This window comes from Thermogemmata fonticola (assembly GCF_013694095.1).
Taxonomy (GTDB): domain Bacteria; phylum Planctomycetota; class Planctomycetia; order Gemmatales; family Gemmataceae; genus Thermogemmata; species Thermogemmata fonticola.
In genome coordinates, this window is sequence record NZ_JACEFB010000001.1 from 83957 (window position 1) to 96736 (window position 12780).

The 12780-nt window shown below is 47.2% G+C and carries 8 protein-coding genes and 1 tRNA gene; 2 read left to right on the top strand and 7 right to left on the bottom strand.

Annotation, left to right across the window (positions count from 1 at the left end):
- Positions 1 to 236: 236 nt before the first annotated feature.
- The 6 genes from H0921_RS00330 to H0921_RS00355 all read right to left on the bottom strand — a co-directional run bounded on the left by H0921_RS00330 (position 237) and on the right by H0921_RS00355 (position 8524).
- Positions 237 to 308 (bottom strand) — tRNA-Asn (locus tag H0921_RS00330).
- A gap of 308 nt (positions 309 to 616) precedes the next feature.
- The gene (locus H0921_RS00335; protein ID WP_194536046.1) at positions 617 to 1054 is read right to left on the bottom strand and encodes a hypothetical protein; all 438 of its coding nucleotides are present in this window, start codon (positions 1052 to 1054) and stop codon (positions 617 to 619) included.
- 164 nt (positions 1055 to 1218) lie between these two features.
- Positions 1219 to 2271, bottom strand: coding sequence for a hypothetical protein (locus H0921_RS00340; RefSeq protein ID WP_194536047.1), 1053 nt, complete (start codon positions 2269 to 2271; stop codon positions 1219 to 1221).
- A 492-nt stretch (positions 2272 to 2763) separates the two neighbouring features.
- Positions 2764 to 4098, bottom strand: coding sequence for an outer membrane protein assembly factor BamB family protein (locus H0921_RS00345; protein ID WP_194536048.1), 1335 nt, complete (start codon positions 4096 to 4098; stop codon positions 2764 to 2766).
- Between the two features lie 9 nt (positions 4099 to 4107).
- Positions 4108 to 5016 carry a Gfo/Idh/MocA family protein gene (locus tag H0921_RS00350; RefSeq protein ID WP_194536049.1) on the bottom strand — a complete coding sequence of 303 codons (909 nt, stop codon included), beginning with the start codon at positions 5014 to 5016 and terminating at the stop codon, positions 4108 to 4110.
- Positions 5017 to 5077: 61 nt separating this feature from the next.
- Positions 5078 to 8524 carry an ABC transporter permease gene (locus H0921_RS00355; RefSeq protein WP_194536050.1) on the bottom strand — a complete coding sequence of 1149 codons (3447 nt, stop codon included), beginning with the start codon at positions 8522 to 8524 and terminating at the stop codon, positions 5078 to 5080.
- 277 nt (positions 8525 to 8801) lie between these two features.
- On the opposite strand from H0921_RS00355, the gene H0921_RS00360 reads away from it, so the two are divergent.
- Both H0921_RS00360 and H0921_RS00365 read left to right on the top strand, forming a co-directional pair.
- Positions 8802 to 9425 carry a hypothetical protein gene (locus H0921_RS00360; RefSeq protein WP_194536051.1) on the top strand — a complete coding sequence of 208 codons (624 nt, stop codon included), beginning with the start codon at positions 8802 to 8804 and terminating at the stop codon, positions 9423 to 9425.
- A gap of 43 nt (positions 9426 to 9468) precedes the next feature.
- On the top strand, positions 9469 to 10152 hold the full coding sequence (locus tag H0921_RS00365; protein ID WP_194536052.1) for a DUF6677 family protein: 684 nt from the start codon (positions 9469 to 9471) through the stop codon (positions 10150 to 10152).
- A 298-nt stretch (positions 10153 to 10450) separates the two neighbouring features.
- Here the strand turns inward: H0921_RS00365 and H0921_RS00370 are convergent, their stop codons facing one another.
- A complete protein-coding gene (locus H0921_RS00370) occupies positions 10451 to 11899 on the bottom strand; it encodes a DUF6513 domain-containing protein (protein ID WP_228498873.1) in 1449 nt (482 codons plus the stop codon).
- Positions 11900 to 12780: the final 881 nt, after the last annotated feature.

Below are 12780 nucleotides of genomic sequence, written 5' to 3' on the forward strand. Positions count from 1 at the left end.
GGTCGTCAACCAGAGAGTCTGAGAGTTTGGCCGCGAGATTTCGGCGGCCCGAGCGTAACCCGCCGGGTCGCACTCGGACCCCGGCTGATCTCGCCCGAACCGAAGAGCGCGGGCGGCGGGAACAGGACCGCGGAAACCCCGGAGAAAAGGCCGGAAACGCGAAACGCCGAGAGCATCGGCTCTCGGCGTCTGGCGTCAACCCGTCTGGCGGTTCGGCTCGTAGAAAAAGTGGAAAGCTCCGCGGGAAGGACTCGAACCTTCAACCCGCCGGTTAACAGCCGGCTGCTCTACCATTGAGCTACCGCGGAATCGGAAATACTCATGTTATCCTACTGACTTGCTAGCGTGAGCGACTCAACTCGTTGGTAAGGCCGATTCTCAACACAACCCGTATGCGGCTTTATATCTCCTGTTCACAGGTTCAACCGTGGCAATGACGATCCTCACCGAGTTGTTTTTATCCTACGACCTTTCTGACTCACCGACAAGGGTATCCTGCGAATGACTGGCTTTCTTCACAACTTCCGGCATCCTGTTTTTCTATCCAATCAATATGGATAAATTAGAGAACCCTGTGCCAAGGGTACGGGAAGCGATGACCACACTGGTGCTGTCATTAGCTCCGCGCGTGCATTTTGCGGAAATGCTCCGCGATTTTTTCCATCATGACGTGCCAACCACAATCATCGCAGGGGGGAACACTGGGGTAGCACTTGCTGCAATAGAGCGGCCCGCCGTGGAGAAATTGACGAATACGATCCCGATCCGCCGCGGGTACCGCTTCCAAATGCAAAGGGAATGTCACGGTGGTTTTGCATTTCTCACACGGTCGGGATAAATTCGACTCGATCACTCCCTGGAAGTGATCGTGAATCCCCTTTTCCACTACGCCTGTCCCGCTGCAAAGGGGACAGGTCATGTTGAATTGGGCCAAGATCGCCCGGCGGATGAACTCGCTTTTATTCGGCAAAGCATCCAGGAAGCGGGCCAACTCATCTTCCACCTTGAATGCCACGATTTGCTTCTTCTGCGTTTTCGTTGGTTTGCGCGGCATAGTCTCTTCCGTTTGCGTGATAAACTCTATTTGACGGAATCTTATCCCCCTTTTCCCCCAGAAGCAAGAAGAGCCGCCGAACCGTGGCTGTAGTTGGCGGCTGGTAAGTTGTTCTCAGAGATTGTAGTGGGAAGCAGGAGGGACCTCGGTCCAAGCAACACCTGCTAAACAGCCAGCTCTTTGGCCGTTCCTTGAACCGCCGCGGGGCGCCGATTGCCCCAAAGCGTCAGTCGAGTCATTAGATTTCCCATGGATGCTGGTGGTTCGGCCAAGGTCAGGTTCGGCCGGCACACCAGGAGAATCAGCAGCGGCAGGTACCACAGGACATAGATTCCGCCGCAATCAGCGTACCAGAATTGCACGCCGAGAACGATAGCGGCATTGAACGCGATCAGGTGAGCCAAATTTCGGGGACGTGGCCAGAATGCACTTGCGATCACGAAAGCGATGAAGAGAACAAATACCGGTAAACGGTAAGCCCAATGGACGGCAGTCCAGATTCCTTCGCGGGCTGGCAGATGCCAGAGTTGCCATTCCCACAGATGCATGGCGGCGATAAGTCGCGTGACATACAGGCCATCCAACCAGTAGATTGAAGCCGTCAGAGTGATTGTGAACAGCAAGGCACCGCCTGCGGCGATGAGGAAGCGGCCCGCTCCTCGTCCCGCATAAAACCCCCACCAGGCGGGAAGCAGGAACAGCGGGAACAGCGAAGTCCCCGACGCCACTCCCACGAGAAACCCTGCCCACACGGGCCGCCGATACCAGGCCAACGCCCAGACCACAAATGCGCTCGGCCAAACATGGTGAAGTTGATCGATATGATAGGCTGTGTAGGGCAGCAACAGGTAGAGAGTGGCCATGGCCACCCCCGTCAGTGTTTCCTGGTAGTGTCGCCAACCCACGTAGAAGAGACCGACAAGGATAGCTGCATGGCAACATAAGGCCAACAGACGTTCGCAGAGGTAGTGAACCTCCCGCGTGCTTGTGACTTCAGCCGTCGTTCGAGCGACCACAGCCGTGGCCTGTTCGTGGACTTGTTGCAGCGGCGGAGGATGACGTCCAAGTTCCGCTTGCTCATTGGCAGTACGGCGCAACGCCACAGCACTTAGGCCAACCGCTAAACCCAAACCAAGGCAAACAAGACCTGCCGCTGTCAGATTGACATGCATCAGAGGACGGCGTTCGAGCACCAAATCGGCCAGCACTCGGATCAACCAATAAGCGCTCCCTCCAAGTAGCCAAAGATACGCAACGAACATCGCCGATGAACTGTCCGTGGTATTTCCGAGCGCTTTTGCCTCCTGTAACAGCAGCAATCCAGGCGTCAATAGGAACAGTGCCAGAATGTCCCAGTTCCGCAATGTCCACGGCCGCTGAAAACGGAAGAATATCGCGAATGCCAAAAACAGGGAGAAATAAAACCACGTCGGGGCGTTCGGAAGTTGAAAATCCAGAAAAATGGACTGCGTCACGGGGAATCCCCACTCTCTGGTGTCGCCTCCTGGCCGCTCCACCTCATCCCCGCTGATCTTCTTGTCTTATAAGTAACCGAGGGTAAAGTCAAGTCGGTTCCTCACATTCTGGAAATCAGGAATATTACGCACCTCGGTGAATTTTTCGCATCTTCAGAAAGGCGATCCCCCGATTAGCTCACAACAGTGTATGTGTCCCAGGCAATAAGGGACGGGACGATCATTCCGAACCTTTCAGGCCGAAACCAGTTCCACACAGATCAACTTGCATTTTTTGGCTTGCCGCCAGGACTCCGCGCCATCGGTCTTGGCAAAAAGGAAACGGCCGGCAAACGCCGGGTGGCCCCACACGCGCTCGGACAAAACCTTGACGCGGGAGCTTTCCTCATAGCCACGGGGATGCAATCGGAGTAATACCAGTTCTCCGACGGCATTGAGAGCGAGTGCCCGATTCTCTTGGCCGGTCCAGACAATACTGGCATGCGGGTTGCGGCCCCGGGGAGTGAGTTGATTATCGTCATCCCAGATTTTCTTACCCGTTTTCCACTCGAAACAGGTCAATCCGTAATCCTTGTCCAGCAGATACCCGTAACCATCTCGATACAACGGCTGGGCCATGAGAGCGCGCAGTTGGCGATGATCAGTCCAGATTAGCTCGTGATCTTGCAACCGCGGACCGATACGTATGGCCTTGGTCCCTTCCCAGTAACCGCTCACAACCAGGATATTCTCCCGCAGGAGGGGCGTCGCGATGGAAACGCCATAGGTGACGGGATAAGGAACCTTCCACAGAGGGCGGCCCGTGGCGGCCTCTAGTCCGTGAATATGCTGGGGAGTCCAAAGAACAAGCAATCGCCCTGTGGGGGTGGAAAAGATCACAGGGTTGCAGTAACCGGCGGGGTCATCGAGAGCCTTCCAGACTTCCTTACCGCTATGCCGATCGAAGGCGATCACGCAACCCCCGTTAGAAGCTCCGAGGTGCACGATGAGTCGGTCCCCGTCCAACAAAGGGGATCCCGCAAATCCCCACTCCGGCACACGTGCTCCCAATTGGCGGACCGTATCCACGCTCCAGAGTACTTTGCCGCTTACCAGATCATAGCAGTGCAAATGGCCAACGGCTCCCAAAGTGTACACCTTGTTATCTGCACTCAGAACAGGCGTGGACCGCGGTCCGTTAGCATAGCCGCCTAACCGTCCATAAACCACCGGATATTTGTGTTGCCAGAGCAATTGCCCATCCGCGGTCGAATAGCAAAGCACCCGTTCAAACCCTTGAACTCCGTCTGTCTTCGGGAGCGGAGAGGGCGGAAGTTTCGGAGGCGCCGGCTCCAGGTCCATTGTTACGAGCCTTTGGCCGCGAACGCTCACCCCCGCATAACCTCCTCCTACCTCCTGTTGCCATGCGATACGGAGTCCGGCAGCAGGCCATCGCTCCGGCAGTGGCGGTCCTTGCCACGTGCCATCTCCTCGCGGGCCGCGCCATCCTGGCCAGTCCTCACACCAGCCCCTTCCGGCAATGCCCATGCCGAACAATCCCCCTAACACCTCACGACGATTTATCTCCATGGGAACACCTCACACCTGAACTCGAACAGGTTGGCCATGATGACTACCGCTCGCATTGGCTGCTTCGATGAAGGCGATGATCTCTAGAGTTTCTTCGGGGGGTACGGGGGAGCGGCCGGTCTGGAAGAACTCCACCACCTTTTTCAACAACTCGCGGTAGATGTACCGGGTTTCCACCGCGCGGGTGAGCACTCCTTTTTCCGCAAACGCGGTGAAACCAAAGGGAGTAGCGCCCTGCCGCAAACCTCGGACTGTTCCAATTCGGCCATCCTTCCAACGTCCCGTTACAACTTCTGCACCCTGTTCATATACATTGACAACCTGCTGGCAACCTGGGCCCATGAATGTGTACAACATCTCCACGGCGTGAATACCATAGTGAAATAAACCGGCGTTCCGCTGAGGCCGTGGAGAAGCTGTAGCAGGACCCCACGTCACGACTCCGAAAACCGCTCCCTGTTTCTCCCGCTGTTGTTGGTATGCTGTCACTTCAGGAGCATAACGTAAAGACGAGGAGGAGAACACCGCCGCCTTACACTTCGTGCTCAACTCGATGATCTTCCGCGCGTCTGGGACCGAACATGTGAAGGGCTTATCAATAAAGCACGGCAAACCTGCTTCGAGGAATGGCCGGGCACGCTCGTAATGCACCGTACCATCCACCGACTCAATCAACATGCCATCAACTTTTCCAATCATCTCTTCCGGTTTTTCGACGAGCTTCACGCCAAATTTCCTCATCTGTTCCGTAAATCCGGCTATTCTCTCCGGCATTAATTGGGATTCACCTGGACAGCCTATCACGACCCGTGCACCCTCCACCCACTGTTCCTCCGGGGTACCCTCGATGTGATTCAATCGTCGGGTAAATTCCACCACGTGGGACGTATCAAAGTCTAATATTCCCAGTCGTATCATCTTATCCCCCTCCCTTATCAACTGCACCCGATGGACCTTGCTACAGCCGTTACCTTAATCCTCACTTGTTCCTCAGCGCCGTCAACAGTGGTAAGCGTAAGACACTGCGACTACCCCAATATGCCACCGCAAACCCACAAGTCACGATTCCAAATAGTAGAATCGCAAGATTCGTCCAGGGAATCGTTCCGCTTGCCCAAAGCTGGGGCATCACCGCCAAACTTGCCGCAACAGTACCCAATAGAACTCCACTTGCTAAGAGGAATGCATGCTCCAGGAATATCAACCACCGTAGATGAGTCCATCGATATCCCATAGCCCGCAATAACGCAAATTCTCCAATTCGTTCCCAAAGGTTTCGTAAGATGACGATTCCCTGTCCGCCAATACCCAACAACAACCCCAAGGTTCCCAACACTTGAAACGTGGTCAAGTAGGCGCCGATGATTCCCGCGGCCCGACTCAAACGCTCAGAAGTACGTACCACACGTGCTCCGTGGTGCCGTAAGCCATTCTCTATCACCTGGCGGGCGAATGGCTCATCCTCCGGCGCGGTACGAATCAATAAAAATCGATATCCCTCCGTCCGGGGGAATAGATGGCGAAAATATTCATCTGCCATCACCAATTCACCAGGAAATGGACTATTGACAAATGTTCCCATCAATCGACATACGATTTGTGTTCCATTATCACCATCAAGAATAATTTTACCACCTACATCGGTAAAAAACTTCCATTGTGCTGTATCCTGTTCGCAAAAAATCGGTACTTCTCCATTGTCTAATGTCCGTAGCAACAATAGCCATGGATTGTTTTGCTCAGCTTCTGTCTCAGCTAAAGTCCGGCTGAAGCGAAAGCCACCCCGATAGATGAATTGTTGGGAAACACCTAGCACCCGCGGTCGCTGAGTTTGATAGAGGTTTCCACAACTGGCATCATCGCCATCCCGTAGCCGCAACATCTCAATTTCTATTCGATTTAATAGTTTGATTGCATCCTTGAATCGTTCATCTTCGCTAGAACCTCCATATGCAGATTGTAATTGTGTTTCCAAATCCAATCGACCAGGACCTTGCTGGAGGGGATTGTATAGGGGAACATCACACTCACATATCAGATTGAAACCGCCACTACCACTAGATATATTCCATATGTCTGGATCGGGTACACGTCGGAAGCTTTCTACAGCTACCAACAAAAATACCGCCGCTGACAGTAAACCGACAGTGAGTAAACTTCGTCTTGGCCAACGTGCAAGGTTTCTCCATCCCAATCGCGCCAAAGATATCCATCCCGAACCTTGTACAGCACTTCTTTGCCCTCGGAGCCAGAAGCCATAGAGTGCTGCTACACCTGCAACTAACAACAGAAAACCTGCTCCGAAAAAGCCGATGGTCTTATCTTGCGGAGTAGAAGCCCGTGCACTCCAGAAAGCGAATATTCCAGCACCAACTAAGCATACCAGGGCGAGTATTGCCGCAGGTCGCCACCGCGGCGTAACTACAACATCTCTCTGCTCCTGTTCACCATTTAACAGTTGCGGTATTTGTATAGATATCAAACCTCGCAATGCCCACAATTGTGATAGAAAACCTAATGATAATGTTATCAATATTCCCAATATGAAACTTTTAAATTCTATGTGGAATTTTATAATTTGTTTTATATCATCATTAGGCCAAAATAAAGACCATACCTCCAATACAATAAAACAGTAGATAATACCTAAGCCTAATCCGCATAACGAGCCAAGTAGACTTATCGAAAAACTTTCTGTCAGCAATAAACACATAGTATCATATTTGTTAAATCCTAATGATAGTAGTATGCCAATCTCTGATGATCTACGTTCAACCGATAAACGATAAACTAAAATGATTAACAGTAGTGAAGATATAATAATAAATAAGCTAAATAATAAAAATAGTACACCAAATAATTCCACACCTTTACTTGCGTTAGAAATAATTTGCCTTAGAGATTTAAATCCCATACCCATCATTTGAGGATCAAGTTGATCAAGAAGCAGATGCTCGATTCGCTGGACATCTGAAGTTGCTACTCGTAGTGATGTTGTGGAACCATAGCGACTCGAGAAGAGTTTCCGTGCGGTTGCGATGTTCACAAACGCCTTCGGGGTGGGGCCGTATTGCTGCCAAAAGCGATCATGAACATCGCCTGCACGGATCTTTTCCCGCACTTTTGCGTTGGTCAATTGAGGGGGACGATCCCAATCTCGCGGGTGAGTTCCCTGATCTGTTATTCCTCGAACTAGGGGCGTCAAATAACGATCTCCGCCACTTCCAGACATAGGAATATAACCACAGAAATGTAACTTTTTTGTTTCGAGTTTACCTTCACCTTCCACTTCGGGATGGTAGTACGTTACTGTTAATTCAATATTTTTATCAGGCAATAAGTCTTTAAGAGGTGAATTATTCCAATCTAACAGAGCAATTTCATCATTCTGAATTGTCCTTCCATCTATAGTATGAAAGGGACCTAATGGTGGCTTGGCATCCGGATTGACCCCAGCGATAATCGCATATGGTATTTCATAATTATCATATTTTATAGACTCAACCAGATAGATAAATGTGGGCTCTGAAATGTATCCACTGGAATTAACTATATTTATAATTTTATGAATTATATCATCTTCGAATATCATTCTATCACTCTCGATGTTTATATATCCCTGAAAATTCCACCATAACCAACTCTGAGCGCGATATGTACTGCGTAATCGTAATCCGTAGTGTTCAAGTCGGAGATGGCGACGTATGGATTCGGTCAGTGCATGGGTGTTGGGATCCTTTGAGAGTAATACATTGGCGACAGGCTCAACGATTTCCCCATCTTCGAGCAGTTCAACGAGCGCTCGTAATGGAACGTAAGCATTCAATGGCGGATCAAGCTGAGGCGAAATAGCGAACTCGGAGGCGGGAGACTCGTCTGGGACGATTCCGGCAATTGTAAACGTAGATGTTATGACACTATCATCGAAAGACCGACGCGCCAACAATATATTGCGAGGCATAACTGACATACGCTCGACACTTACTGATATTCGCTGTCCCTGAGATACCTCTAAACGGTCCGCTAATCTTTTCGAAATAATGATATAATGATCCCGTCCACCCCATAGCGTAGTCCATTCTGATAATCCAAATAAAGATTCACCATGGTTATCAAGTCCCCAAATATGGATACCAGCAGAAAAATTATTGTTAGCTGTAATACTGCCGCTGGTATGTAATACAGGAACGACTACATCTTTCAGTTGATCAATTATAGCTATTGGTAAAGGGCGATTCAGTGTGGCCACAGAGGCTACTCCTGCTGATCGACGCTGTCCCAATTCTTCTAATCCCTGACGAAGTGAATCACCGATTATGAGTGCACCTGTCAGCACGCCACATGCTACTGCAATGACCAAAGCTAACGATATATAGGATCTCCAGTGATAGAGTAATCCATGAATTACTAGTTGATACCATGCCATACTCGGTACCTCGTTATATTTAATTTATATAAGACTAATATTAGTTTATTATAAATAAAATTATTATAAAATCATAAATATATTAGTTTATAGCAGTATATATGGTACTGATAATTTGTCAAGAAGTACGGCGGAACCCCAAAAGTGGGATTGCCCTTTCCCACTCGCTTGGAGTTAGGTTATACTGGACAGTACCCAAGGAAAAGCGATCTGTGCTCTTTGGGGGGCTTTCTGCCCACCGGTATAGTTGCAGGGACAAGCTGAAATGGAGAGAGTTATGACCAACACACCTGTCGATTCAACCCACTTGACACGCCAGCAATTGGAAGAGCTGGATGCGCTATTACAGCGTATGCTCGCTATGACTCAGAAGGCATCTGCAGAGAATGTTTCTACCAATGATATCGCTCCACTATCGAATTCAAGAGAATCGATGAACACTTCCCCAGTAGCTAATAACACACTAATAATTCCACATGAAAGTATGGATATAAAGCACACATCACTCTCTTATGATGTAGGAGGTCTATCGAAAATTGAAGATCATAAGATGACATCGTCAAAAACTACTACCGCCAGTTTCACAAATGAATTGCCACTTGCAGAAGAATTAAAAGACAATGAGTTGCAAAAATGTGAATATTACGATAATACCATAATACTGTATCCATTGATATATATAAATTATATTTATAATTATATATGCCAATATTTAGGACGTGTGGGAAGCGTCCTTTCGTCCCGAATAGCACGATATCTTTTCGGGATCCTTGGGATCATGCTTATTTGTTACACCATGCTATGGTACGCCCAGTCTCAACAGTTCCTACCTTGGACATTTTCGATCCCTTGGACGCTCCAGGATTGGTGCAGTATAATATCCGTTGTCGCGCCCCAATGACCGAGAACAACGGGAAATCGCTTACTGAATCGAGGCTGATCATATGAATCATGATATACAACAAAAGACAGAAGTAAGATTATTATCATATCCGCAGTCGGCAACTAGTTTTTTTGATCCATTTGCAGCTCTTTTGAGTTACCTGATACCTGGGCTTGGGCAGATCTATCAAGGTCGTATAGCAAAGGGGTTATTATTTTTCCTAGGGCTTTATACTTTATTCTTTTACGGAATGTGGATGGGACAGTGGAAAAATGTATGGATACCTTACGTTCGTGATCTTCCAGATGTAGTGATATTCGGTCACAAGATGGAGGGTATTCCTAAGGCACTGGCATATCGTCCACAGTTTATAGCACAATTTTGGATTGGTATAGCAGCTTGGCCGGCGGTAATACAATACATCAATTATGATCCAAATAATGATCATGGTCCATATCTCGGAAAGTATCAGCGTGCCCCCAACGAACAAGAGCTCAATCAAATTCAAAGGAAATCATCGAAAAGATGGGATTTAGGATGGGTATTGACCGTCATAGCTGGCATTCTCAATCTTCTAGTTATTTATGATGCCTTATCCGGGCCTATGATTCGTGAGGTTGTAATGAGACCGTATTCTCCGATATCAAATCCTAGTGACGCGACAGTTTCCGCAGACTGTGATGATTCAAATGCGGCTTTAGTAGGTGATGCTGAAGTAAAACGGAATGATCAGGTATCAAAATAATTTAGAACTGAAAAATTAGGTGATTAACTGTATATATATATGTATAGGAGTTAATACTATGAGCATCAGCATATATATAGATTTGCCTTTATTATTGGCCATTATTAGTATAATCTATGCAGCTACGAGACACGATAGATGGGATAAAATCATATCTGAAACCATACATTGGGGTATACGTATAATATTATTTTTAATAAGCATAGGAATAATCCTATATTTGATTTCATAATAACAAAAATCTGTATTCTATTCTCATTTATTGAAGTTATTTGACTATTTTATTCATAATACTTTCTTAATGTATCTCATCTTCCTTCGGTGTAAGAAATCCCCAATTTAATGGCTGGTCTTGTGTGTAGTTTTTATGCAGTATCAATGCTATTTCTGCTTTCGCCATTTCATAACCTAAGTAGAACGCATGTGATGGGGATATATTGTGATCAATTTGTAATAACTGTTGAAATAACTTGAATGGATCTGTTCCTTGTAGATAAATTGTATTGTTAAATATATATATATTTCCCAGTTCGGCGATAATTCTATAATTAGGGTCTTTAACATTATGAGCTAATTCAAGTATTGTATTTTCTCCTATTTCTCTTAATTTTGAATCTCGTAATACTACTAAATTTGGTTCAATTCTTTTGGGTATTGTTTGGTGTTGTACTGCATAAAAAACAAGACGCCTGGCAAGATCCCACTCTTTGATCGACGAACGTGACCAATTCGCGACACTAGTGGTCAACACACTTTGGACTTTCAACTCTTGGCAGATCGCTGCAAGTATTACATTGATGCCGGCAGAATCGACTTCTGTCAGTTCCGTGATGTTACCGACACCCATGAGCATGGGAATATCTGGATACTCATAACGTACTTTAGCATACCTTAGCAGTGAATTAAAAAAACAGTGTCCTATAGGCTCAAGGATTGGATCGACCCGGATTTTCGCGTTCCATCGCAAAAGCTGTTCAGCATTTTTATACAAAGTTGTTAGATCATTTACCGTGTCTGGTATAACTACGAATTCTACATTCGGAAAACGCTCAAGCCAATGCGGTACATATTTGATATTAGTGGAATTGATACTTAATACCACATTAGCTCCACCTTCGAGTGCAAGCTCTATTTCCTCAGGTTTTAATGAATCTATTGATATGCGAAACCCCAAGTCGCATAGTCGTTGTATTACATCTTTTACCTGATGATAAATATTACCTGGTTCACATCCTATATCGATAATATCCGCTCCATCCGAACGATACTTTTGAGCCTCTGCGAGAACTGTATCCCATGGTTTGCTGGGTACATTGTTGATTTCTGCAATTATTTCAATGTCGAATTTACCATAATCGTCCAAGAGCTTGTTACTTTTCAAGTTGAAGTATTCTGGAAGGTCAAGTAAATCGCGTGGCCCATGCTTTGCTGGAATTCCCGTCGCCTGAGTTACAATCTCCGGTGAGCCGCGGCATAACCCAGGAAGTAGTATAATATCACCAATTACATTTTTGGGAAAATGGCGTGCAACCCATTCCGTTGTCATTAATGCTGCTACAGAGATATTTAATGTGATGATTTGGTAATCGAAATCGATTTTCTGCGATAATTCTGCGACTATCCGACGCAAGGCGGGTTCCGCTAGTTTTCCAGTAACAAACAGCCAGCGTTTTCTCTGCTTAATCATGATATCGAATATAAAGACTCTATGTAAACTGTGGATCTTTAAAACATAACCAGCAATCATTATATAATTCTGATAACTTTGGTGTTAATACTGGAACCTTTTGAGGAGATAGATAAACTTCATCAATTATTGATGTGAGAAATGTGGCCTTCGCAGATAATTCTATATGTACAAATATATCTTTTGACTGGATAGGGATACGTTTTAGGAATGCTGTACGATAGAGCTTACATCCACTCAATGGATCCAACAAGGGTATGCCGTATATCCAACGAAATAGGTATCTCCATACGATAGCGAAACTCCCGTGCCAAGGATAAGATGAATGATAAGGAAGCCCTGAGAAGACGCGCCAAAATAATCGCCAACCGCCACCCAGGATCTTCCATAGGGGTGGTGTCGGCAACCCTGTGCGACAGCCATTTACGATGTCTGGTGGTTTGTGAAGCAGATCGTCAACCTGATGAATCCGTTCCCACATATGTTTGAAATCCTTTGCGGAATATGGATAATCCAAGGTGAGGTGCAAGAGGTATGGATAGTTGACCCGTAACAATGCTCTTTGCAAGTAAGTCCCTACTCCCTTTGTTTCATCGACTTGAGTCCAGATTATTCCTTGGAGAGGTGGTAAACGATTCTCCAACGCCGTAATATTCGAGCTGCTGCTGACAATAATGATTTCGTGAGGTAGACTCATACGGTTTAGTGTCTCTTGCCACTGGCTTAGCAAGGACAAATGCGGCGTGACCTCTGTCACGGTTAGCACTAGACTTATCCCCTCACTTGTGTGAGACATCGTTGCGTTTCACCGTATTTGCGGGTTATTTCGCAGATTGGTAATGGCGGTTGAAGCCTGGATGGACCCGTCCCAGTCCCTAATGTAGGAGTTTATGGATACACCACTGGATGGGTAGGGGGTGGAGCAAGGACAGACATCGCCG

Excerpts from the sequence above, each read along its gene's own strand:
- H0921_RS00335 (WP_194536046.1), bottom strand. The coding sequence starts at position 1,054 with ATGCCGCGCAAACCAACGAAAACGCAGAAGAAGCAAATCGTGGCATTC.
- H0921_RS00345 (WP_194536048.1), bottom strand. The coding sequence starts at position 4,098 with ATGGAGATAAATCGTCGTGAGGTGTTAGGGGGATTGTTCGGCATGGGC.
- H0921_RS00350 (WP_194536049.1), bottom strand. The coding sequence starts at position 5,016 with ATGATACGACTGGGAATATTAGACTTTGATACGTCCCACGTGGTGGAA.
- H0921_RS00355 (WP_194536050.1), bottom strand. The coding sequence starts at position 8,524 with ATGGCATGGTATCAACTAGTAATTCATGGATTACTCTATCACTGGAGA.
- H0921_RS00360 (WP_194536051.1), top strand. The coding sequence starts at position 8,802 with ATGACCAACACACCTGTCGATTCAACCCACTTGACACGCCAGCAATTG.
- H0921_RS00365 (WP_194536052.1), top strand. The coding sequence starts at position 9,469 with ATGAATCATGATATACAACAAAAGACAGAAGTAAGATTATTATCATAT.
- H0921_RS00370 (WP_228498873.1), bottom strand. The coding sequence starts at position 11,899 with ATGATTGCTGGTTATGTTTTAAAGATCCACAGTTTACATAGAGTCTTT.